Annotated in this window: 22 protein-coding genes and 1 pseudogene; 10 read left to right on the plus strand and 13 right to left on the minus strand. The window is 63.0% G+C overall.

Annotation, left to right across the window (positions count from 1 at the left end; all coding sequences use genetic code 11):
- Nucleotides 1-30: 30 nt before the first annotated feature.
- The gene (gene modA, locus P3T21_RS01440; protein ID WP_429254148.1) at nt 31-807 is read right to left on the minus strand and encodes a molybdate ABC transporter substrate-binding protein; all 777 of its coding nucleotides are present in this window, start codon (nt 805-807) and stop codon (nt 31-33) included.
- A 127-nt stretch (nt 808-934) separates the two neighbouring features.
- Complete coding sequence (locus tag P3T21_RS01445) at nt 935-1,633, minus strand: phosphatase PAP2 family protein (protein ID WP_429254149.1); 699 nt, start codon at nt 1,631-1,633, stop codon at nt 935-937.
- Nucleotides 1,634-1,929: 296 nt separating this feature from the next.
- On the opposite strand from P3T21_RS01445, the gene P3T21_RS01450 reads away from it, so the two are divergent.
- Nucleotides 1,930-3,096, plus strand: a complete 1,167-nt coding sequence (locus tag P3T21_RS01450; protein WP_429254150.1) for an extracellular catalytic domain type 1 short-chain-length polyhydroxyalkanoate depolymerase — start codon at nt 1,930-1,932, stop codon at nt 3,094-3,096.
- Nucleotides 3,097-3,203: 107 nt separating this feature from the next.
- Nucleotides 3,204-3,380: a DUF3563 family protein gene (locus P3T21_RS01455; RefSeq protein WP_429254151.1), complete on the plus strand. Its 177-nt coding sequence runs from the start codon at nt 3,204-3,206 to the stop codon at nt 3,378-3,380.
- Nucleotides 3,381-3,448: 68 nt separating this feature from the next.
- On the opposite strand, the pseudogene P3T21_RS01460 reads toward P3T21_RS01455, so the two are convergent.
- The 6 genes and pseudogenes from P3T21_RS01460 to P3T21_RS01485 form a co-directional block, all read right to left on the minus strand.
- Nucleotides 3,449-3,832, minus strand: a pseudogene (locus P3T21_RS01460) (FAD-binding domain-containing protein); the annotation flags it as partial.
- A gap of 214 nt (nt 3,833-4,046) precedes the next feature.
- Complete coding sequence (locus P3T21_RS01465; protein ID WP_429254152.1) at nt 4,047-4,466, minus strand: organic hydroperoxide resistance protein; 420 nt, start codon at nt 4,464-4,466, stop codon at nt 4,047-4,049.
- Nucleotides 4,467-4,602: 136 nt separating this feature from the next.
- Entirely contained in the window at nt 4,603-5,055 is a 453-nt protein-coding gene (locus P3T21_RS01470; protein ID WP_429254153.1) for a MarR family winged helix-turn-helix transcriptional regulator, read from the minus strand.
- Between the two features lie 211 nt (nt 5,056-5,266).
- Entirely contained in the window at nt 5,267-6,073 is an 807-nt protein-coding gene (locus P3T21_RS01475) for a BPSS1780 family membrane protein (RefSeq protein ID WP_429254154.1), read from the minus strand.
- Nucleotides 6,064-7,059 (minus strand): homoserine kinase, encoded by a 996-nt coding sequence (locus P3T21_RS01480; protein WP_429254155.1) that lies wholly within the window; start codon nt 7,057-7,059, stop codon nt 6,064-6,066. Before P3T21_RS01480 ends, P3T21_RS01475 begins: the two co-directional genes overlap by 10 nt.
- A 143-nt stretch (nt 7,060-7,202) precedes the next feature.
- Nucleotides 7,203-7,598 (minus strand): hypothetical protein, encoded by a 396-nt coding sequence (locus P3T21_RS01485; RefSeq protein ID WP_429254156.1) that lies wholly within the window; start codon nt 7,596-7,598, stop codon nt 7,203-7,205.
- Between the two features lie 186 nt (nt 7,599-7,784).
- Here P3T21_RS01485 and P3T21_RS01490 point away from each other — a divergent pair, with 186 nt between their 5' ends.
- Nucleotides 7,785-9,311 carry an AMP nucleosidase gene (locus tag P3T21_RS01490; protein ID WP_429254157.1) on the plus strand — a complete coding sequence of 509 codons (1,527 nt, stop codon included), beginning with the start codon at nt 7,785-7,787 and terminating at the stop codon, nt 9,309-9,311.
- Between the two features lie 30 nt (nt 9,312-9,341).
- On the opposite strand, the gene P3T21_RS01495 is transcribed toward P3T21_RS01490, so the two are convergent.
- Both P3T21_RS01495 and P3T21_RS01500 read right to left on the minus strand, forming a co-directional pair.
- On the minus strand, nt 9,342-9,872 hold the full coding sequence (locus P3T21_RS01495) for a chromate transporter (protein ID WP_429254158.1): 531 nt from the start codon (nt 9,870-9,872) through the stop codon (nt 9,342-9,344).
- Entirely contained in the window at nt 9,869-10,432 is a 564-nt protein-coding gene (locus P3T21_RS01500) for a chromate transporter (protein ID WP_429254159.1), read from the minus strand. The genes P3T21_RS01495 and P3T21_RS01500 overlap by 4 nt, the downstream gene beginning before the upstream one ends.
- Nucleotides 10,433-10,532: 100 nt before the next feature.
- Here P3T21_RS01500 and P3T21_RS01505 point away from each other — a divergent pair, with 100 nt between their 5' ends.
- A complete protein-coding gene (locus P3T21_RS01505; protein ID WP_429254160.1) occupies nt 10,533-11,414 on the plus strand; it encodes a transcriptional regulator GcvA in 882 nt (293 codons plus the stop codon).
- A 43-nt stretch (nt 11,415-11,457) separates the two neighbouring features.
- Here the strand turns inward: P3T21_RS01505 and P3T21_RS01510 are convergent, their stop codons facing one another.
- Nucleotides 11,458-12,201, minus strand: a complete 744-nt coding sequence (locus P3T21_RS01510; protein WP_429254161.1) for a TIGR00730 family Rossman fold protein — start codon at nt 12,199-12,201, stop codon at nt 11,458-11,460.
- Nucleotide 12,202: 1 nt separating this feature from the next.
- On the opposite strand from P3T21_RS01510, the gene polA reads away from it, so the two are divergent.
- The 3 genes from polA to P3T21_RS01525 all read left to right on the plus strand — a co-directional run bounded on the left by polA (nt 12,203) and on the right by P3T21_RS01525 (nt 17,496).
- Entirely contained in the window at nt 12,203-14,986 is a 2,784-nt protein-coding gene (gene polA / locus P3T21_RS01515; RefSeq protein ID WP_429254162.1) for a DNA polymerase I, read from the plus strand.
- Nucleotides 14,987-15,175: 189 nt separating this feature from the next.
- Nucleotides 15,176-16,525: an NAD(P)/FAD-dependent oxidoreductase gene (locus tag P3T21_RS01520; RefSeq protein WP_429254163.1), complete on the plus strand. Its 1,350-nt coding sequence runs from the start codon at nt 15,176-15,178 to the stop codon at nt 16,523-16,525.
- Nucleotides 16,526-16,623: 98 nt separating this feature from the next.
- Nucleotides 16,624-17,496, plus strand: coding sequence for a dienelactone hydrolase family protein (locus tag P3T21_RS01525; protein WP_429254164.1), 873 nt, complete (start codon nt 16,624-16,626; stop codon nt 17,494-17,496).
- Nucleotides 17,497-17,613: 117 nt separating this feature from the next.
- Here P3T21_RS01525 and P3T21_RS01530 read toward each other — a convergent pair whose 3' ends face one another.
- Nucleotides 17,614-18,483: a sulfurtransferase gene (locus tag P3T21_RS01530; RefSeq protein ID WP_429254165.1), complete on the minus strand. Its 870-nt coding sequence runs from the start codon at nt 18,481-18,483 to the stop codon at nt 17,614-17,616.
- A 126-nt stretch (nt 18,484-18,609) separates the two neighbouring features.
- Nucleotides 18,610-19,716, minus strand: coding sequence for an aromatic ring-hydroxylating oxygenase subunit alpha (locus P3T21_RS01535; protein ID WP_429254166.1), 1,107 nt, complete (start codon nt 19,714-19,716; stop codon nt 18,610-18,612).
- A 276-nt stretch (nt 19,717-19,992) separates the two neighbouring features.
- Here P3T21_RS01535 and P3T21_RS01540 point away from each other — a divergent pair, with 276 nt between their 5' ends.
- The 3 genes from P3T21_RS01540 to dxs all read left to right on the plus strand — a co-directional run bounded on the left by P3T21_RS01540 (nt 19,993) and on the right by dxs (nt 23,166).
- The gene (locus P3T21_RS01540) at nt 19,993-20,301 is read left to right on the plus strand and encodes an exodeoxyribonuclease VII small subunit (RefSeq protein ID WP_429254167.1); all 309 of its coding nucleotides are present in this window, start codon (nt 19,993-19,995) and stop codon (nt 20,299-20,301) included.
- Nucleotides 20,298-21,179 carry a polyprenyl synthetase family protein gene (locus P3T21_RS01545; protein ID WP_429254168.1) on the plus strand — a complete coding sequence of 294 codons (882 nt, stop codon included), beginning with the start codon at nt 20,298-20,300 and terminating at the stop codon, nt 21,177-21,179. Before P3T21_RS01540 ends, P3T21_RS01545 begins: the two co-directional genes overlap by 4 nt.
- Nucleotides 21,180-21,267: 88 nt before the next feature.
- Entirely contained in the window at nt 21,268-23,166 is a 1,899-nt protein-coding gene (gene dxs, locus P3T21_RS01550; protein WP_429254169.1) for a 1-deoxy-D-xylulose-5-phosphate synthase, read from the plus strand.
- Nucleotides 23,167-23,278 lie beyond the last annotated feature (112 nt).

The raw sequence follows: 23,278 nt of genomic DNA on the forward strand, positions 1-23,278 counted from the left end.
TTCCGTTGCGAGCGGTTGCGGGCGCCAGTGTCAGTGCGCCGGCTTGAAACCGTACTTCGCGAGCACGGCCTGGCCGTCCGGCGACAGTACGTAGGCGATGAACGCCTGCGCCTCGGCCGCGTGATGGCTGCCTTCGACAAGCGCGATCGGATAGGTAACCGGCGTCTGCGTCGGCACGGTCAGCGCGACTTTCACGCGGTCGGGCATGACCGCCGCGTCGGTGCCGAACACGAAGCCGGCGTCGACTTCGCCGCGCGCCACGTAATCCAGGCTTTGACGCACGTTCGACGCGAGCACGCTCTTCGCGCTGACGGCGTCCCACACGCCGGCGCTTTTCAGCGCGCCTTCCGTGTAGCGGCCGACCGGCACCGAAGCTGGATCGCCGTAGGCGATGCGCTTGACGTCGGCGGTCGTCAGGTCACGCAGGTTCGCGGGCGTGAACCTGCTGTCCGACGGCACGATCAGCACGAGCGAGTTCGCCGCGAAATCCTGGCGCGTCGCCGGCACGACGACCTTCTGCTCCGTGGCCTTGTCCATCGCTTTCTGGTCCGCTGAGGCGAACACATCGGCGGGCGCGCCCTTCACGATCTGTTGCATCAACACATCCGATGCGCCGAAGTTCATCAGCACTTTCGTGCCCGGATGCTGCTTCTCGAACGCCTCGCCGACAGCCTTGAACGCGTTGGTCAAACTTGCCGCCGCCGATACCACAAGCTCGTCGGCACGGGCGTCGGCGCAGATCGCAATGGAAACGGCGCTCGCGGTGACAAGCGCGTGCTTCAGCAGACGGCGAAGGGAGATCGACATGAGTTCAGTAATCCGGTGAGAGCCGGACGAGCGTTGAAAAGCGCTATCGTAATATAGCTGCGGTTATAACGGTGGGGATGCTGGACATATTGAGGGCAGCATGAGCCTCATGCGTTGTTACCCGGTGTTACGCGTCGGTTGCGGCAGGAGGAGGGAGAAGGGTGTCGCGCGTACGTGACACGGGCGCGGGCGGCCGGTCGTGGCTGGCCTTCCAGCGCGCGCGAACGAATGGCCGGTCGTGGCCCGACACCTTGAGCGCGATGTGGGTAACCCAGCGCTGCGTCGGCACGCGCACGTCGTGCAACGTAACTGTCAGCGCGACGAGGCTGAGCGCCACCGCCGCCGCCGACAGCTGGCCGGGGCGCGCATGCCAGGCGGCGCGCACGAACAGTAACGCGGCACCCGCGCCGACGAGACAGCCCGTGACGGCTTCAGACGGCGAATGCGCCTCGAGCACCACCCGCGACAGCCCGACCGCGATGCCCGCGACGAGTCCGAGCAGTACGCCGGCAATGCGGATCGACCTGCGCGAAGGCAGCAGCATCAGGAACAGGGCGACGGGATAAACGGCCGTCGACAGCATCGCGTGGCCGCTTACGCCAGTGAAATCCAGTACGCGCACCCCGACGCCCCAGCCCAGAAACGCGAGCTTGGTAATCGTGACGACGCAAATCGCCGCGCCGAGCAGCCCCAACCACAGTGCCGCCATCCGCCAGGTGTAGCCGATCGCCAGCCACAGCGCGATGGCGATTGCGAGCGGCAGCGTGAGGCCGGCACCGCCGAGGCTGGTAATCGCGTACCACAGGTGAAGAGGCAGATCAGGCATGGCAGCAGCCGCGGCAGCGGCCACGGAGAATCCGGCAAAAATGAGGGTGATTAAACGCGAGCGTGTGCCGCCTGACAGACAAATGCAACAAGCGGGCTTAGCGCGCGGGCCGACAGCCGCCAGTATAAAGTGAGTACGGGCGATGCGGTCGCGGCATACCGATGCTCGCGATCGGCAGAGGACCAGACGCGGGTTTGGCAAGCGGTCAGCATCTTATGGGAATTGGTGTTATTGTGCATTGCACAACAATCCACCCATTCTGGCCCGGAACGGTCCCTTTTTGCGAGGTTTATCCGATGGCAAAAAGTCTGTCGAAACTCTGGCTGGGCGGTCTTAAGCGCCTGCTGGCCGCCCAAACGCAGCAAACCCGGGAATCCCTCAAGCGCACTGCAGTACGGCCGGTGCGTCCGGTAGCGAAACCGCCCGCCAAATTACGCACGGTCAAAACCCGCGACTTGCCGCACGCTGGAGCCCGCGAGTCGCGAGTGCGGCCGCGCGCCGCCGCATGGGCGAGCGGCGACTGGACGCGCTCATTCCATTCCGCGCCGGTCGCGCCTGGGCGCCTCGTCAATCACCTGTCGTATGGTTTGTATGTCCCGCCCGGGCGCGCGCTCAAAGGGCTGCCGCTCGTGGTGATGCTGCACGGCTGCACGCAGTCGGTCGACGAATTCGCCGAAGGGACGCGCATGAACCTGCTCGCCGACCGCTTCGGTTTTGCAGTCGTCTACCCTGAACAGTCGAAGCACGTTCACGCGCATCGCTGCTGGCACTGGTACGACGCGAGCGAGCATGCGGGCGGCGCGGAGGCGCGCGCGGTGGTGTCGCTGGTCGATTCGCTGGTGGAAACCTACCGTTTTGATGGCGAGCGGGTGTACGTCGCGGGGTTGTCCGCGGGCGCTGGGCTCGCTTCGCTGCTGGCTGTCGAATATCCAGAAAAGTTTGCGGCGGTGGCGCTCCACTCTGGTCCGGCGATGGGCGAAGCCCATTCAGGCATTACCGCGATGGACGTGATGCGGCGCGGAACGCGCCAGGATCCGGTCACACTGATCGACGCCGCCGTCGACGTCGATGCCTATCCCGGCATGCCGGCGATCATCATGCACGGCGATTCGGACAACGTCGTCGCGCCGGAAAACGCCGAGCAGCTGGCGGTCCAGTTCGCGCGCCTGAATGGCGTACTCGACGCGAATGGCGAGCAGCGCAGCGGCGAGGTGCGCGAAGAGCGCAAGGCCGGCGTCGTGACGCGCGACTACATCAAGAGCGGCCGACGCGTGGTGCGTCTGTGTCGCGTGCACGGGCTGGGCCACGCCTGGAGCGGCGGCGATGATGCCGTGCCATTCCATTCATCCAAAGGGCCGGATGCATGTGCGCTGATGTGGGAATTTTTCCGCTATCAGCGTCGCGCGGCCGAGGCTGTGCCGTCCCGCGCCGCTATTAGTGCGGCGGCTGCGCGGCAGGCGTAGCGCGCGTCCAACGGTCGCAGCAGGTAAACATGGCGCTCGATCAGGGTTTTCCCTATAATAAGGGTTATCCACTAGGAATAAACCCTTGTTCATCTTCGGAGTTGACCATGTATCTGCTGACCCGCCTGTTCCTGTTCCTCACGAAATCGCCCGACCAGATCGCCAAGGAATATAGCGACGCGTACCTGTCGGAAGCCACCGATCTGCATGATCTCGAATTCCGTATGCGCAAGCTGGATCGCGAAGCGAATCGCCGTCAGCCGTCGTGGATGAGCCAGCACTAAGCTTCCGCTTCAGTGCCGTCGTACCGAAGTAAAGCATCACGGTAGCACCGCAACACCGTAGTAGCAGGTCACTTTCCGAAGCGGGCCAGTGTGCGCTGACGCGCTTCGGCATGTTCGACCGCCGGTGACGGATAGTCTTTCCCCAACGTCACCCCCCATTTTTGCAACTGTTCGGCTCCCGCCAGCCATGGCGCGTGGATCCATTCCGATGGCACTCCGGACAGTTGCGGCAGATAGCGCTTGATGAAACGGCCCTGCGGGTCGAATTTTCCCGGCTGCGTGACCGGATTGAAGATCCGGAACCACGGTTGCGCGTCGCATCCTGTCGATGCCGCCCACTGCCATCCCCCGTTATTCGCCGAAAAATCGAAGTCGTTCAGCAGAACGGCGAAGTAGCGTTCTCCCCAACGTCAGTCGATACCCAGATCCTTGACGAGAAAGCTCGCCGTCACCGTCGATGGGATAAGCACCCGTCATTAGCAGTTCATTGTGGGGTGACGGCGCACGCGAAATAGCGGGCGTATGACCTGCCGACGATACCATCGAAGTCAAACAACGCGCGGACGCGCATCAATGCAAGCGACGCGCGGCCGGTCAGCGACGCCCTTCAGGCGCCACGCCGGCGAAGCGCGTCGTGCTCTACGTGCAGCCCGCGTGCAACTGCGCTCAGGCAACCTGCAGGCGCACAGCCACGTTGTTGCGCGTTGCGTTCGAGTACGGGCACACCTGGTGCGCGGCGTCGACGAGCTCGCGCGCAGCATCGGTTGCGAGGCCCGGCAGCGAAACGCGCAGTTCGATATCGAGTGCGAAGCCGCCGTTGTCATTCGGGCCGACGCCCACTTCTGCCGTCACGGTCGTATCCGCCGGGATCGCCTGCTTGCGCTGGCCGGCGACGAACTTCATCGCGCTCAGGAAACAGGCCGAGTAGCCGGCTGCGAACAGTTGCTCAGGATTGGTACCTTCCGCACCGTTGCCGCCGAGTTCGCGCGGGGCGGCCAGCTTCACGTCGAGAACCTTGTCCGACGATACCGCGCGGCCATCACGTCCACCGGTGCTCGTTGCCGTTGCCTTGTAAAGAATGCTCATTGTGTTGCTCCTTTAAAGTGGGTGCCACGCGGTGTGGCGGTCGCCATCGATCTGGCATGTCGATAAGATATCGCACTAATCATTAGTGTGCAAACTAATTTGGCTATCCCGGCGATAGACGGCAGGGTGCCGGCATTTAGCTCTCGTTGTAGTCGGTGAGCGTGGTGCGCAGGCGCGTCAGGTCGTCGCGCAATTTGAGGAGGAATTCGGGCGCCTGCTGGGTCGCGCAGAAGATTTCGGCAGGCACTTCACGGGCGGCGCGTTTGAGCGCGGTTCCAGCTTTGGTTAGCCGGATGTAGACAAGCCGTTCGTCCGTGACGCCGCGCTCCCGCTCGACGTAGCCTTGCGCTTCGAGGCGTTTGAGCAGCGGCGTGACGGTCGCCGAATCGAGATTGAGACGGGTTGCGATGTCCTTGACCGTGACGTCGTCCGCTTCCCAGAGCACCAGCATCGCGAGATATTGCGGGTACGTCAGCCCGAGTTTTTCGAGGATGGGCTTGTACGCCTTCGTCATCGCGAGCGACGTCGAGTAGAGCGCGAAGCAAAGCTGTTCGTCGAGCGTGAAGGGGAAAACCGGGCGCTGGGTCATGGTGCTTACCGTCCAGTAAGTGCGCGCGAATGGATCGCGCGCAAATCATTGTGCACCAATCGCGAATGGCTTGCGAGAGGCTGATGCTGCCCGGCAGGCAGCGGCGAAGCGCACCGCAAGCCACCAGCGCTGGCTGACACGCCCGGTGCGCTGACGGACGAACAGCAGCGCGAACGCCTGCTGCCCGTCGGGATCCTGCAAGCCGACAGGCTTAAGCTGCCGGCGTAGTGGGCGCGTCCGGCGCTTCGGGCGTCTGCACGCCGAAGCAGCCGCGATAGGTCGCGTAGAACGAGCAGTAGAGCATCGTCGTGACGACGATCGTCGCGGGCATCAGCACGACGAACGCGTACTCGGCGGCGCCGAGCGCCTGCATCAGCGCGGACAGCCCGAATGAAATCGTGATCGCCATTGCGAACCACAGCGCGCCAAACACGATGAACGCGCCGCGATTGCGCCAGCAGCTCACGAGGCTGAAAAACATCGCCTTCGCGGGCGGCACTTCGTGCCAGGTGATGAGTACCGGCGAGAACCAGAACAACATCGCGACCGGAATGTAGAACGCGAGAGCGGTCAGGACGGCGAGCGGAATGTCGCTGTTGACCATCGCTTCCGGTTCCATGCTGGTACCGCCAAGCATCACTTTCAGCAGCATGCCGCCGTCCGCGATCGCCGAACCTGCGAGTACCAGCGCCATCGCCACTACATACAGCACGCCGAGCATGGCGAGCCGCTTCGCGGCCGTGCCGCCATACGAGCGGAAGCCGTCGACGAGGATCGTCGGAAAGACCGGCTTGCCGGCGATCGTGTCGCGGCACGCCGCCATGAAGCCGACGGCCACACCCGGAATGACCGCGAGCGGCAGAAACCCGCCGATGATGGGGATCTGTGAGATCAGCATCATCGCGAGCAGATAGGTGAAGAACAGCGTCAGGAACGCGAGCGGATTCTTGCGGAACAGCCAGATACCCTGCCGGAACCAGACATAGCCGGCCTTCGCGGGAACTTCGATCAGTTGCATGAGGTATGGATGCCAGGAAGTGCAACGCCAGACAGGCGCTCGCGCAGGATGCGCTCGAAATGGCCTGGATCGTGCGGCTTCAGCATTTCGGCCGCACGGGGCATGTGAAAGTCATAGAGACGCGAGACCCAAAAACGGTACGCGCCCGCGCGCAGCATGTCATCCCAGTGACGGTTCTCTTCCGTCGTGAACGGCCGCACGGTCTGGTAGGCGCGCAGCATCGCCTCGACGCGCGGCATGTCGAGCGCGCCTGTTGTGAGATCAGTGCACCAGTCGTTCACCGTGACGGCGACGTCGAAGAGCCACTTGTCGCAGCCGGCGAAGTAGAAATCGAAAAAGCCGCCGAGGCGCACCTCATGGCCGCTTTCCGGCGCCGCGTGCGCGAACAGGACGTTGTCGCGGAACAGGTCGCAGTGGCACGGGCCCTCGGGCAGCGCGGCGTAGTCGTCGGAGGCGAAGAAGGCCTTCTGATGCGCGAGTTCCGTGGTCAACAGGTCGCGTTGTGCGCCGCTCAGGAACGGCGCCACCGCCGGCACGGTTTCCTGCCACCAGGCGAGGCTGCGCAGGTTCGGTTGATGATTCGGGAAAGCGCGTCCGGCGAGGTGCATGCGCGCCAGCATCTGGCCGACTTCGATGCAGTGCTCTTCGCGCGGCGCGAGTTCCGGCGCGCCTTCAAGACGCGTGACGATTGCAGCGGGCTTGCCGTGCAGCAGGCCGAACAGCGCGCCGTCGTCGCGCGGCATCGGGTCCGGCACGGGCACCTTGTGCGCGGCCAGATGGCGCATCAGATCCAGATAGAACGGCAGCTGTTCAGCCGTCAGCTTTTCGAAAATCGTGAGGACGTATTCGCCGCGCGTCGTCGTCAGAAAGAAGTTGCTGTTTTCGATGCCGGACTGGATGCCGCGAAAATCGACGACTTCGCCGAGATCGTAATGACGCAGCCAGTGAGCGAGTTGGGTGTCGGTGACAGCGGTGAAGACGGCCATGCGGGAAAAGGTGGAATCAGGTTGGTCGGACTGACGCGTGCGGGCAGTGCATTCGGAACGGCGACAGGCAAGGGCGAAAGCCGGCGAGCACTGTGCGCGCCAGCGATGCGGGCAGGCAGCGCACACGCGCTGCCGGTGCAAGATCAGTAATGCAGGTTCACCGACGGCAGGCGTGTGCTGGCGCGACCGTTGTCACGCACCTGCGGCGACGTGTCGGGCGACGCGCTCATCTGATAGCGCGTGCCGAAGTTCGAATGCACGTCGATCTCGACTGGCTTGCCCTTGTCACGGTACTCGGTGATTTCCGTGCCGCTGCCGCTGCGCTCGTAGAAACTCGGCGTACGCGGCTGGTTGATTTCCACTTTGGAACTGACTTGTGCGGCTGGACGGTTGATTGCCTCCAGATCCGGCAAGCCGGCCCGTTCGTTGGCGGCGTGGGCCTCGGCGGCAGCCTGGGCGTCGGCGGCGGGCTGTGCGGCCATCGCGACGCCGCTACAGGCGAGCGTCAGCGCAACGGCGACGGGAAGGAGCGGCTTCATGGTAATTCTCCGGGTAGGTGCCCCGATTCTAGCAAATCCGACCTGCCAGAAGGGCGTGACCGCCTTATTTTGCGCTGCTTTCGCGACACTCGCCGGGTTTTTCGACGCCCTTCGCACGTGCGGGTGGCCACATCTGGATGCGTTATTTCCGTGGTAATGTCGTCTCATCAAATGAGGCAATTGAAGATGAACAACGACACGACCCCGCGCACTGTGCAGACGCCCGCCAGCGACTTCCCGACCGAGTCATTCGAAGACGCCACCGAGGCGGTCACGCGTCTGTCCGCCATTTACGAAGCCAACACCTCGTTCCTGCGCGACGCCTTCGCGCGCTACCGCCGCAACGAGCCGTTCGAACGCCGCGTGCGGGCGTGCTATCCGTTCGTGCGCATCCGCACCGAGGTCAACACGCATGTCGATTCGCGCCGCTCATACGGTTTTGTCGCTGGCCCGGGCGTGTTCGAAACAACCGTGACGCGGCCCGACCTGTTCGGCAACTACTATCGTGAGCAGCTTCGTCTGCTGACGAAGAACCATCATGTCGCGATCGAAGTCGGCGTATCGCAGCATCCGATTCCGATTCACTTCGCGTTCGCGGAAGGTATTCATCTGGAAGGCGATCTCGACCGCGACCGTCTGCTCGCGATGCGCGACGTGTTCGATACGCCCGATCTCGCGCTGCTCGACGATCGCATTGTCAACGGGACGTATGAACCGCCGCCGGGCGAGCCGCATCCGCTTGCGCTGTTCACGGCGGCGCGCGTCGATTTTTCGCTGCATCGGCTGAAGCACTACACGGCGACGTCGCCCACGCACGTGCAGAATTACGTGCTGTATACGAACTACCAGTTCTATATCGACGAGTTCGTGAAGCTCGGCCGCACGATGATGGCGCACACCGATGACGAAGATCTGCGCGCGTATCGCAGCGAATACACGTCGTTTGTCGAGCCAGGCGATGTGGTCACGTACAACGCGAATATTGGCGAGCAGCAGGACGAAGGCACTGCGCCGCCGCGTCTGCCGCAGATGCCCGCCTATCACCTGAAGCGCGCCGACGGCAGCGGCATCACGATGATCAACATCGGCGTCGGTCCGTCGAACGCGAAGACGATTACTGATCACATTGCGGTGCTCCGTCCGCACGCGTGGATCATGCTCGGCCACTGCGCTGGCCTGCGTAACACGCAGCGGCTTGGCGACTATGTGCTCGCGCACGGCTATGTGCGCGAGGATCACGTACTCGATGACGATCTGCCGCTGTGGGTGCCGATTCCGGCGCTCGCGGAAGTGCAGGTTGCGCTGGAGCGCGCGGTCGCCGAAGTGACGAAGCTCGAGGGCATCGAACTTAAGCGCGTGATGCGTACGGGCACGGTGGCGAGCGTCGACAACCGCAACTGGGAACTGCGCGATCATCGCGAGCCGGTGCAGCGGCTGTCGCAAAGCCGCGCGGTCGCGCTCGATATGGAAAGCGCGACGATCGCGGCAAACGGCTTCCGCTTCCGCGTGCCGTATGGCACGTTGCTGTGCGTGTCGGACAAGCCGCTACACGGTGAACTGAAGCTGCCCGGCATGGCGGACCAGTTCTATCGCGGGCAGGTCGACCAGCATTTGCAGATCGGCGTGAAAGCGATGGAAATTCTGCGGACCAACGGGTTGCATCGGTTGCATAGCCGCAAGCTGCGCAGCTTCGCCGAGGTCGCGTTCCAGTAACGCGGGTTTCCGTAAAGTTTTGCGTGAGGATCAGAGCTGGCCGAATCCCGTCAGGCCGATGAGGCTGCCGGCGGCCAGCAACCACAGCGGATGGATCCGTGTGCGCCACGCGAGCGCGGCGCACACGCCGGTAGTGATCCACGCGATCCACGTCGTGTCCGACGCCTGTGCGATCAGCACGGCGCTCGCCGCGACGATCCCCGCTGTGACAGGTATGAGCGCCTTCTGCACCATCGCGCGCCACGGGCGGTCCTTGAAACGCTCCCATCCATGCAGCACGAGAATCGTCACCACCGACGACGGCCCGAACTTCGCCACCGATGTCACGAGCATTCCCGCCCAGCCTGCCACATGCCAGCCGACGAGCGTCACCACCATCAGGTTCGGACCCGGTGCGGCCTGCGCAAGCGCGAACAATGCGCTGAATTCGCTGGCGGGCATCCAGTGATGCACATCGACCACCTGCCGCTGCATCTCAGGAAGAATCGTGTTGCCGCCGCCGAACGCGAGCAGCGACAGCTGGCTGAAAATCGCGGCGAGTGAGATGAGGGTATCGATCATCGTGCGGCCCTCGCGGCGACAAGAATGCTGAGTGGTGTGAGAACGAGCATCGTCGGCAGCAATGGAAAACGCAGGATCGCGATCGCAATGAAGCCGATCGCCGCGATGGTCGCGGCAGCGGGGTCGCGACGCAGCGGCAGCAGGATTTTCACGGACATCGCGACGAGCAGACCCGCTGCGGCAGCGGAGAGTCCGGCGAAAAGGTGCCGTACGTGTGGGTCATTCTGCGTGCGTTCATAGAACACGCCGAGCGCGATGACGATAAGCGATGGCCCTGCTATCAGGCCAAGCACAGCGGCGAGCGCGCCGGACACGCCGCGAAAGCGCATGCCGACCGCGACTGAAAGGTTAATGACATTTCCACCGGGCAGAAACTGGCAGAGGCCCAGCAGATCGGTGAATTCGGCGGAAGACAGCCAGCGTCGCTGTTCCACGAGCGCGCGTCGCGCATGCGGCAGCGCGCCGCCAAACGAGATCAGACCGAGGCCGAGAAAGCCGCGAAACAGGTCGCCGAGGCCCGGCGTCGGCGCCAGCGCTGTGGCGGCAGTGTCGTGATTCATGTTCGATCGCGGTGAGGTCTGAAGCTGTGGAGGTTAGCGCGCTTCATCCTTTGCGCAAAACGATTTTTGCGGCGTCGCCTTGTGATCTAGAATCACAAGCATGGCTCGCGAACTTCCTCCCTTTGCCGCGCTGCGCGCTTTTGAGGCCGCTGCACGGCACGAAACCTTTACGGCCGCCGCTGACGAACTCTATGTGACGCACGGTGCAATCAGCCGTCAGGTTGCGGCGTTCGAAGCATGGGTCGGTGTGCAGGTGTTTCATCGCAACGGCAAGCGCGTACGGCTTACCGACGACGGCCGCCGCTACCTCGCCACCGTGCAGGCCGCGTTCGACAGCATCGCGATCGCGACGGAACAGCTTCGCGATACGGGTGTAGTGCATGTGCTGCGTGTGAATGCGTTGCCGACGTTCGCGATGAAATGGCTGCTGCCGCGCCTGAGCCAGTTCCAGCGCATGGCGCCTAACGTGGAGTTGCGGCTGGCCACCTCGAACGCACCCGTCGAAACGCTCGAGAACTTCGATGTGGCTGTGCGGCGCGGGCCTGCGCACTGGTCCAACTGCGCAAGCGGCCATTTTCTTGAGGAGACGGAGATACCTGTATGCAGTCCCGCCTTGCTGCAGCGCTCGCCGATCAACGTCGCTGACGATCTCGCGAAGCACGTGCTGCTGCATTCGGACACGCGTCCGGATGCATGGCGTAACTGGCTTGCCGCAGCGGGTGTGAAGGCGAAGTGCCGCAAGAAGCAGTCTTTCGATCACTTCTATCTTGCGTTGCAGGCTGCAGTGGATGGTCTCGGCGTGGCGCTCGGGCCGTTGCCGTTGCTGGCGGAGGAACTGGCTTCAGGACGCCTGGTGGTGCCGCTCGACGGCCCGCGCATCGATGCGCGGGGCTACTGGTGGGTCGCGCGGCGCGAAGTGGCTGACGCGCCGCTCGTCGCGCAGTTTTGCCGCTGGCTCGAATCGCAGGCCGGGCCTGAATGACAAAACGGGCAGCACATGGCCACCCGTTAAGCACCCGCCAGCATCAGAGATAGAACATCCGGTCTTCGTCCGACTTCGCCGGCGGCTGTTCGCCTTCGTCGCGATCTTCATAGAACGCGAGCACGGCTTCGAGCACCTGTTCCGGGTCGTCGATGACCTGCATCAGGTTCATGTCGTCGGGATTGATGAGACCCATCGGCACCAGCGAATCTTTGAACCACCCAAGCAGACCGCTCCAGAATTCGCCGCCGACGAGAATGATCGGCACGTGACGCGACTTCTTCGTCTGGATGAGCGTCAGCACTTCGGCGAGTTCGTCGAGTGTGCCGAAGCCACCCGGCATCACGATCACCGCATCCGAGTTCTTCACGAACGTGACCTTGCGCGTGAAGAAGTGACGGAAGCGCAGCGAGATGTCCTGCCACTGGTTGCCCGATTGCTCGTGCGGCAGTTCGATGTTCAGGCCGACCGAAGGCGCCTTGCCTGCATGAGCGCCTTTATTGGCCGCTTCCATGATGCCGGGACCGCCACCGGAGATCACAGCAAAGCCCGCGTCGGACAGTCTGCGCGCGATCTGCGTGGCGAGTTTGTAGTAGGGCGAGTTCGGTTTCAGGCGCGCTGAGCCATAGATGCTCACAGCCGGGCGGATCTCCGAGAGGTACTCGGTCGCCTCGATAAACTCTGCCATAATCGTGAACATCTGCCACGATGCGCGGGCCTTCTTGGCTGTCGCGCGCTCTTGATCTGCGAGTGATCGCAGACTCGGAATCAACTTTCTTTTGTTCATAATGCCTGAAGAACGAGTCCTGGAAACTGATCTGAAAACCAAGCCGGGAACTGGGCTGGAAGGTAAGACCCTTCTACTGGTGGACGGTTCGAGTTATCTGTACCGCGCCTACCATGCGATGCCTGATCTGCGCGGCCCCGACGGCGGGCCCACGGGTGCGCTCTACGGAATGATCAACATGCTTCGCCGCATGCGCAAGGAAGTTACGGCAGAGTATAGCGCGTGCGTGTTCGATGCCAAGGGCAAAACGTTTCGCGACGACTGGTATCCGGACTACAAGGCGAACCGGCCCTCGATGCCCGATGATCTGTCGAAGCAGATCGAGCCGATTCACGTCGCCGTGCGCGCGCTCGGCTGGCCGTTGCTGATGATCGACGGCGTCGAAGCCGACGATGTCATCGGCACGCTCTGCTGCGCCGCTGAAAAACACGGTATGAACGTGATCGTGTCGACGGGTGATAAAGACCTGGCGCAGCTCGTGACGGATCATGTCACCCTCATCAACACGATGACGAACGAAACGCTCGACCGTGCCGGGGTGATCGCCAAATTTGGCGTGCCGCCGGAGCGGATCGTCGATTATCTGTCGTTGATCGGCGATACCGTCGATAACGTGCCTGGCGTCGAGAAGTGCGGTCCGAAGACGGCCATCAAATGGCTCACGCAATACGAAACGCTCGATGGCATCGTCGCACACGCGGACGAAATCAAAGGTGCGGTAGGAGACAATCTGCGACGGGCGCTCGATTTTCTGCCGATGGCGAAAAAGCTCGTCACCGTCGACACGAATTGCGACCTGGCAGACCACGTCGTGTCGATCGCGGAAACGCTGCCTGCGCGCCCGGAATCACGCGAGGAACTACGCAACGTGTTCACGCGTCACGGCTTCAAGACGTGGCTGCGCGAAGTGGAAATCGCCGATGCGGTTGAAGGGCCTGAGACCGATGCGCCGCCCGCACCGACCATCGAAGGTCCGGGCGAGCGCGAATACGCCACAGTGCAAACGTGGGAGCAGTTCGACGCGTGGCTCGCAAAGATCAATGCCGCGGAGATCACCGCGTTGGATACGGAAACCACGTCGCTCGATCCGATGACGGCGCAACTGGTTGGTTTGTCGATTGCCGTTGAGCCGGGCAAGGCCGCGTACATTCCGGTAGCACATCGCGGGCCGGATGCGCCCATGCAGCTGCCGCGCGATGAAGTACTCGCAAAACTCAAGCCGTGGCTCGAAAGCGCTGACAGAAAGAAGGTCGGCCAGCATCTGAAGTACGACGAACAGGTGTTCGCGAATTACGGCATCGAGATGAACGGCATCGAGCACGACACGCTGCTGCAGTCGTATGTGCTGGAGTCGCATCGTCCGCATGACATGGATAACCTCGCGCTGCGTCATCTTGGTCTGAAGACGATCAAGTATGAAGATGTCGCGGGCAAGGGCGCAGGCCAGATCGGCTTCGACGAAGTCGCGCTCGAACAGGCCGCCGAATACGCAGCCGAAGACGCCGATATCACGTTGCGTCTGCATCAGACGCTGTATCCGCAGATCGCGGCGGAGAAAGACCTCGATCACGTCTATCGCGCGATCGAGCTGCCGACCGCACGTGTATTGCGCAAGATGGAGCGCACGGGCGTGCTGATCGACGCCGAAAAGCTGCGTATTCAAAGCGCCCAGATCGCGACGCGTCTGGTCGAGCTCGAAACTGAAGCGTATGTGCTGGCCGGCGGCGAATTCAATCTTGGCTCGCCGAAACAGATCGGCCAGATTTTCTTCGAGAAGCTCGAACTGCCGGTCGTCAAGAAAACGCCGAGCGGCGCACCTTCAACCGATGAAGACGTGCTGCAGAAGCTCGCCGAAGACTATCCGTTGCCGAAGATCCTGCTCGAACATCGCGGGCTGTCGAAGCTGAAGTCGACCTATACCGACAAGCTGCCGCGCATGGTGAACGCAGAGACCGGCCGCGTGCATACGAACTATGCGCAGGCCGTCGCAGTGACGGGGCGGCTGGCGTCGAACGATCCGAACCTGCAGAACATTCCCGTGCGCACGACCGAAGGGCGGCGTATCCGCGAAGCGTTTATTGCGAAGCCGGGACACAAGCTCGTGTCGGCGGATTATTCGCAGATCGAGCTGCGCATCATGGCGCACATCTCGGGCGACGAATCGTTGCTGCGCGCATTCGCGCAGGGCGAAGACATCCACCGCGCAACGGCTGCCGAAGTGTTCACGGTGACGCCGATCGAAGTGTCGAACGACCAGCGGCGGATCGCGAAGGTGATCAACTTCGGTCTGATCTACGGGATGAGCTCGTTCGGTCTTGCGTCGAACCTCGGCATCACGCGTGATGCGGCGAAGCTGTATATCGACCGCTATTTCCAGCGCTATCCGGGTGTCGCGCGCTATATGGACGAAACACGCCTGAGCGCCAAGTCGAAGGGTTACGTCGAAACGGTGTTCGGCCGGCGTCTGTGGCTGCCTGAGATCAATGGTGGCAATGGTCCGCGTCGCCAGGCGGCGGAACGCGCCGCGATTAACGCGCCGATGCAGGGCACGGCGGCTGACCTGATCAAGCTGTCGATGATCGCTGTGCAGAACTGGATCGAAGATTCGAAGATCGGCACGCGCATGATCATGCAGGTCCACGATGAACTGATCCTCGAAGTGCCAGACAGCGAACTGTCCGAGGTGCGCAAGCGTTTGCCTGAGCTCATGTGCGGCGTGGCCCAGCTAAAGGTGCCGCTCGTCGCGGAAGTCGGCGCGGGCGCGAACTGGGAAGAGGCGCATTGATGAAGCGCTGACCGGTGCCGAAGCGGCACGATATCGTCGCGCACATGACACACATGTGATTTGATGGCTTGTGACAAAGCGCGTTGCTCGCAGACAATCGTTAAAGGACGGCCGGTGGCGGATGGCGTATTCATACGCGACCTGCGCCGTCCCCTGACGCACAACCCCCGGTAAGCACGGAGAGTCTCGATGCATCGTTTCATTATCGTTGGTGGCGGGGCAGGCGGTCTGGAGCTGGCGACACGTCTTGGTGATCGCTACGCTTCGAACAGCAAGAAGAGCGCGGCGAAAGCGCAGGTGACGCTGGTCGACCGCTATCCGACTCACATCTGGAAGCCACTATTGCATGAAGTGGCGGCCGGCAGCATGGATCCGTTCACGCAGGAACTCGAATACGCGGCGCAGGCGCGCTGGCACGGCTTCGAGTTCCAGCAGGGCGAACTGGCCGGGCTCGACCGGACGGCAAAGCGCATCACACTCTCAGCCGTCGCGGACGACGACGGCGCTGAGCTTCTTCCCCAACGCGACCTCGAATACGACACGCTGATCATCGCGATCGGCAGTACGACGGCTTTCTTCGGCGTCACGGGTGCGCCTGAGTATTCGATCGCGCTCGATACCGTCAGCCAGGCCGAGCGCTTTCGCAAACGTCTGATCGCGGCGTGCATGCGTGCGGAGCACCAGGCGCATGAGTGCGTCGAATCCGGGCCCGGCACATCGCCTTCGACGGAACCGCGCATTCAGGTGGCGATTGTCGGCGGTGGCGCGACGGGCGTCGAATTGTCGGCGGAACTGCGCAATACGGCGCAGGTGTTGTCCGCGTATGGCCTGCACAAGCTCGACCCGCGTCACGACGTCGGTATCGTGCTGATCGAGGCAGGGCCGCGCATTCTGCCGGCGTTGCAGGAGCGCGTCTCGACGGCGACCGCCGAACTGCTGACCAAGCTTGGCGTGAAGGTAATGATCGGCGAGACGGTGGCGGAAGTGGCGCCTGGCATCGTGCGCACGGCGAGCGGCCAGACTGTGCGCGCCGATCTGACCGTATGGGCCGCGGGCATCAAGGCGCCGGCAATCCTGGGCCAGCTCGATGGCCTGCCTGTCAATCGACTGGGCCAGCTGTCGGTGCGCCGTACGCTGCAGACCGAAATCGACGACAACATCTTCGCGCTCGGCGATTGCGCAGCATGCGTATGGCCTGGCAACGAGCGCAATGTGCCACCACGCGCGCAGGCGGCACACCAGCAGGCGAGTTTTCTGATGAAGTCGTTTGCCGCGCGGCTCGAGAACAGGCCGCTGCCTGAATTTACCTATCGCGACTTCGGCTCGCTGGTGTCGCTGGGGCACTTCAGCGCTGTCGGCAACCTGATGGGCGGCGTGATCGGCGGCAACATGCTGATCGAAGGGCTGTTCGCGCGATTCATGTACATGTCGCTGTATCGTCTGCATATTGCCGCGCTTCACGGCTATCCGCGGATGGTGCTCGATACGTTCGCGCACTGGCTGCGTCGCTCGACGTTGCCGCGCGTCAAGCTTCACTGAGCATCGTCGAGCTTTACGACGGGTTCGCGGGCTTCTGCAGCGGGGTTGTCGGCAGTTGTATCCTGTCGCCTCCACCTCGCCGGTCACCAGGAGCCCGTATGCTGAACCCCGATGTCGACAGTCTGGTGCCTCACGTTCCATTCAATCGCCGCACGTTCATCAAGGCCGCGCTCGGCACGGGTTTCGCGGCCGCCGTGCTGCCGGTCTCCGCTCAGACCATCCACACCGATACAGAAGGGCTCGAAGCCGGCGAGATCGGCGTGCGGTCCGGCGACACGCTGGTGCCGGCGTACCGCGCGCAGCCTAAGGGCAAGACGCATCTGCCGGTGATCATCGTCATCCACGAGGCGTTCGGCGTGCACGAACATATCGCCGATGTCTGCCGGCGCTTTGCCAAACTCGGTTATCTGGCGATCGCGCCCGATCTGTTCACGCGCCAGGGCGATCCGATGGCCTATCCGACGGTCCAGCAATTGAGCGATCAGCTTCTGTCGAAGGTGCCGGACGATCAGGTGATGGGTGATCTCGATGCAACGCTCGCCTGGGCGGGCGAGCATGGCGGCGATCTGAAGCGGGTGGGCATCAACGGATTCTGCTGGGGCGGCCGGATTGCGTGGCTGTACGCTGAGCACAATCCTCACGTGAAGGCGGCGGTTTCCTGGTATGGGCGTGTGGCCGGCGACAAGACGCAGATGACGCCGGCAAATCCGCTCGATCTGGCAGGCAATCTGCGCGTGCCGGTGCTGGGCCTGTACGGGCTGCAGGATCAGGGCATCCCGCAGGACACGCTTGAGCAAATGAAGCAGGCAATCGCGCAGGATCCGCCGCCAGCGAGTGGCTCGCAGTTCGTCGTGTACGACGATGCTGGGCATGCGTTCTTTGCTGATTATCGTCCGAGCTATCGCAAGGCCGATGCCGAGGACGGCTGGCGTCGTGCGCAGGCGTGGTTCAGGCAGCATGGCGTCGCTTGAACTGCGCACATTGCGCCCGGAGCACACTTGTTTCAGTGACGTTGGTCCCTGGAAAGCAAAAGCGCCGCTCGCAGCGGCGCTTTTGTTGTTGCCTGACGTGACCTGAACCAGTGTGGCTTACGGATTTGCCCCGGTCGCCACCGGCCGCGAAGGATCCGCACTCCACTCACTCCACGAGCCAGGATAAAGCGCCGCGCCGTGCAGACCGGCCACTTCCATGGCGAGTATGTTGTGACAGGCGGTCACGCCCGAGCCGCACTGCAGCACGACGCGATCCGGCGTGGTGGCCGCCAGCAGCGTGCCAAACTCTTCGCGTAGCGAGTGCGCCGGCTTGAAACGGCCGTCGGTGGTCAGGTTGTCCTTGAAGTAGCGGTTCAGTGCGCCCGGAATGTGCCCGCCGACCGGATCGATCGTCTCGTTTTCGCCGCGATAACGGTCCGGCGCGCGCGCGTCGACGACCGTCAGTTCATGCACAGTCAGATTGCGGAGGATGGCCTGCGCGTCGGTTGTCACCGAAAGCGGCGCGCCAGGCGTGAAATTCCCCTTTGTTTTCGCCGGAATGTCCTGTGTCAGCGGGTGCCCCGCGGCCTCCCAGGCCGGTAGTCCGCCGTCGAGAACCGCAACCGAATCGTGGCCGACCCAGCGCAGCAGCCACCAGAGACGCGCCGCGTACATCCCACCCTGCGCGTCATAAGCCACAACCTGCTTCCCATTCGAGAGCCCATGCGCGGCGAGCGTTTCGACCAGCTTCGCCCGATCGGGCAGCGGATGGCGCCCATTGGTGCCCGTCTTCGGACCGGACAGGTCGCGATCGACGTGCAGATACTGCGCGCCGGCGATATGTCCGGCGGCGTAAGCTTTCTCGCCAGCGTCCGTATCGCCCAGATCGAAGCGGCAATCGAAGACCAGCACGCTGCCCGGTGCGGCGGCGAGGCATTCCGCGAGGTTCGTGGCTGAGATCAGCGTGGTGTAGTGAGTGTGCGGCATGACAACTCCTGAGACTGGCGTTTCCGGCGCGGCCGGCTGACGTTGTTAGTCTAAACAAAAAAAGACGGGCCGAAGCCCGTCTTTCCGTCGATTCGCACTTGCCTGCCCGCAATGGGCGACTGCTGATCAGATCGCGCCGAGTTCGCGGCGCAGAAACTCGTGGAAGTGCTGCATGCCGTCTTCCATCGGGCTCTGATACGGCCCGACCTGCGATTCGCCGCGTTCCATCAGCGCGCGGCGCCCGGCGTCCATGCGTTCGGCGATTTCGTCGTCCTCGCGGGCCGTTTCCATATAGGCGGCGCGCTCGGCTTCGACGAATTCCCGCTCGAAGAGCGTGATTTCCTCAGGGTAATAGAACTCGACGACGTTCGTTGTTTTCTGCGGACCACGCGGAATCAGCCACGACACCACCAGCACGTGCGGATACCACTCGATCATGATGCCCGGGTAGTACACCATCCAGATTGCGCCAAACTCCGGCGGCGTGCCGTTGCGGAAGCGCAGGACTTCGTCGTGCCACTTGCGGTAGGTCGGGCTGCCCGGCTGTTCGAGATCCTTGTGGACGCCGACTGTTTGCACGCTGTACCACTCGCCGAATTCCCACGTCAGGTCGTCGCACGAAACGAAGCTGCCGAGGCCCGGATGGAACGGCGCGACGTGGTAATCCTCCAGATAGACCTCGATGAAGGTCTTCCAGTTGTAGTTGCACTCGTGGACTTCGACGTGATCGAACATGAAGCCCGAAAAGTCGAAATGCCGCTTCGTGCCGAGCCGTGCCAGATCTTTCGCGACGTCGCGCCCCTGCGACTCGAACAGCAGGCCCTGCCAGTTCTGCAGCGGCGTGGCGCCGAGATTCAGGCAGGGGTTGTCAGCGAAATGGGGTGCGCCAAGGAGTTGACCGTTCAGGTCATACGTCCAGCGATGCAGGGGGCAGACGATGTTCTCCGTCTGGCCGCGGCCGTTGAGCATGATTGCCTGGCGGTGTCGGCACACGTTCGACAGCAGTTCGACCTGCGACTGCTGGTTACGGACGAGCACACGCCCCTCGCTCTCGCTGGGCAAGGCAAAATAATTCCCCGCTTCGGGCACCATGAGATCGTGGCCGATGTAGCGAGGACCTTTCCTGAAAAGGGTGTCGATTTCGCGCGTAAGAAGCGCTTCGTCAAAGTAAGCCGTGACTGGCAACTGGCTGTGAACAGACTTCAGCTGCAATGCATTGCTCAGATTGGACATTCCCACTCCCGATGAAAACGTGAAAGCAGTGAACAACCCAACCATCGAAGATTCGATTTAGGGAGCCCGCGATTATACCCGTTTCCCCTTTCCTGGGGCGCTTAAGTGCCTGATTTGGGTCAAAATTGTTACGAAAGTTGCCAATTTCGCCGTGCAATCGACCGCTTTTTTTCTATCGGGTGCAAGCTGTCGGATAGTTGGCCTGAGCCCACGATCGGGTCGGGATTTGCGCTTTTGCCGTAGAATGTCCGACTTGTTTTAATTTTGCGACGACTCATGGCGAAGACCGCATCGAACGACACCGCTGTAGCACCTGTACAGGACGCAAGCGGCGTGCCGCTGCCCGACAACTACGAGGCGGCGGTGGCGGAGCTCGAAGGTCTTGTCGGACGCATGGAAGGCGGCAGTCTGAGCCTCGAGGAATCGTTGTCCGCTTATCGGCGCGGCGCGACACTCGTGGCCTTCTGTCAGCAGCAACTGGAAAAGGTCGAGCAGCAGGTTCGCGTTCTCGATGGCGAGACGCTCAAGCCGCTGCCGACGAACGCCGCAGGCACAGCCGCTGGGGAGAGCGGAGACGACCTATGACTTTCGAACAATGGATGCGATCGGTACTCGATCGCGTCGAGACGGCACTCGATCATTACCTGCCGGTACAGACGACTGAACCCGCCACGCTTCACGAAGCAATGCGTTACGCCGTACTCGGTGGCGGCAAGCGCGTACGTCCGCTGCTCGTTCATGCCGCCGGTGAGTTGACGGATGCGCGTCCCGAATGCCTCGATGCGGCGGCGTGCGCGCTCGAAATGATCCACGTCTACTCGCTCGTTCACGACGACATGCCGTGTATGGACGACGACGCACTGCGTCGCGGCAAGCCGACGGTACACGTCAAATATGACGAACCGACAGCACTGCTCGTTGGCGATGCGCTGCAGTCGCAGGCTTTCGTTACGCTGACGGACGCTGTGCTCGCGCCCGCGCAACAGGCCGCGCTCGTGCGTGAACTGGCGCTGGCCAGCGGCTCGATCGGCATGGCCGGCGGTCAGGCGATCGATCTGGCGAGCGTCGGCCATACGCTGACGCGCGCGCAGCTCGAAACGATGCACCGGATGAAAACCGGCGCGTTGCTGCGTGGCTCGGTGCGGATGGGTGCGCTGGCGGGCACGACGCCGTCGGTGGATGCAATGAAGTCGCTGGACGTGTATGCCGCTGCTGTGGGCCTGGCGTTTCAGGTCGTCGATGACATTCTCGATGTGACGACCGATTCCGCCACGCTCGGCAAAACCGCAGGTAAAGACGCGAAGGACGGCAAGCCGACCTACGTGTCGATCATTGGGCTCGATGCGTCGCGTGCGCTTGCCGCACAGCTACGCACGGACGCACACAACGCACTCGTGCCTTTTGGCGCGCGTGCGCAGCGTCTGGCCGAGCTCGCTGACCTGGTCGTAGACCGGGTGAGTTAAAAACGCGAAAGCCCGCCGCCGCGCACGATTCACGTGGGGTGCGCGTTACGAAGTGCGGGCGCGTAAGTTTTCCTACAATGGAACGACGATGTACGACTTGCTGAAAACCATCGACGACCCGGCAGCCCTGCGCCGCCTCGATCGCCGCCAATTGCAACCGCTTGCAGACGAGTTGCGTGCCTTTGTGCTCGACAGCGTCTCGAAGACGGGCGGCCACCTGTCGTCCAATCTCGGGACGGTCGAACTGACCATCGCGCTGCATTACGTGTTCGATACCCCGCGCGACCGGATCGTCTGGGACGTCGGCCATCAAACCTATCCGCACAAGATCCTGACGGGCCGCCGCGACCAGATGCACACGCTGCGTCAGCAGGGTGGCATCTCGGGTTTCCCGAAGCGCGACGAGTCGGAATACGACACGTTCGGCACGGCGCACTCGAGCACGTCGATCTCCGCTGCGCTCGGCATGGCGGTCGCGAGCAAGCTGCAGGGCGACAACCGCATGGGCATCGCCGTGATCGGCGACGGCGCGATGACGGCCGGCATGGCGTTTGAAGCGATGAACAACGCGGGCGTCGAGGACGACGTGCCGCTGCTCGTCATCCTCAATGACAACGACATGTCGATTTCGCCGCCGGTGGGCGCGCTGAATCGCCATCTCGCGCGTCTGATGTCGGGCCGCTTCTACGCTGCCGCGCGTGCAGGCGTCGAACGCGTGCTGCGCGTCGCGCCGCCGATGCTCGACCTTGCCCGCAAGCTCGAAGAGCACGCGAAGGGCATGATCGTGCCGGCTACGCTGTTCGAAGAGTTCGGCTTCAACTACATCGGGCCGATCGACGGTCACGATCTCGATTCGCTGATCCCGACGCTGCAGAACATCAAGGAACTGCGCGGTCCGCAATTCCTGCACGTCGTGACGAAGAAAGGCCAAGGCTACAAGCTGGCCGAAGCCGATCCGGTGCTGTATCACGGCCCGGGCAAGTTCAATCCGGCTGAAGGCATCAAGCCTGCGACCACGCCGTCGAAGAAGACCTACACGCAGGTGTTCGGCGAATGGCTGTGCGACGCGGCGGAACTCGATGCGCGCGTGGTCGGCATCACGCCCGCAATGCGCGAAGGCTCGGGCATGGTCGAGTTCGAGAAGCGCTATCCGGATCGTTATTTCGACGTCGGCATCGCCGAGCAGCACGCGGTGACATTCGCTGGCGGTCTCGCCGCTGAGGGCATGAAGCCTGTCGTCGCGATCTATTCGACGTTCCTGCAACGTGCGTACGACCAGTTGATCCACGACGTCGCGCTGCAGAACCTGCCGGTGGTGTTCGCAATCGACCGCGCGGGCCTCGTCGGTGCTGATGGCGCGACGCACGCGGGCGCATACGATCTCGCGTTCCTGCGCTGCATCCCGAACATGACGGTGATGGCTGCGTCGGACGAAAACGAATGCCGTCAGATGCTCTACACGGCGCTGCAACAGCCGAATCCGACGGCCGTGCGTTATCCGCGTGGCGCGGGCACGGGCGTGGCGACGGTCAAGCAGATGGCCGCGATTCCGCTCGGCAAGGGCGAAATCCGTCGCGAGACGTCGCAGTCGGCTGGCAAGCGTATCGCGATTCTGGCGTTCGGCACGATGGTCGCGCCTTCGCTGGCTGCGGGTGAGCAGATCGACGCTACTGTCGCGAACATGCGCTTCGTGAAGCCGCTCGACGCCGAGCTGGTTCGCAGGCTCGCCGAAACGCACGACGCCATCGTCACGGTCGAAGAAGGCTGTGTGATGGGCGGTGCGGGCTCAGCCTGCGTGGAAGCCCTCCTTGAGAGCGGGGTGATCAAGCCCGTTCTACAATTGGGCCTGCCCGACCGCTTCATCGATCATGGCGATCCGGCGAAGCTGCTGTCGCAATGTGGTCTTGATGCCGCGGGCATCGCGAAATCGATCCGCGAGCGCTTCCTTGATCACGCTGCCGGCAAGTCGGTCAAGCGCGTCGCGTGATGCTGCTGCCGTCGTGAGACGGCAATTTCCCTTCAGACGAATCGACGGGCCTGCGGGCCCGTCGCGCAGCGTCGGCGCCCTGCCGGCGCACGCGGTTGCGCCAGTCGATACG

This window comes from Paraburkholderia sp. GAS334, assembly GCF_050436625.1.
GTDB lineage: Bacteria > Pseudomonadota > Gammaproteobacteria > Burkholderiales > Burkholderiaceae > Paraburkholderia.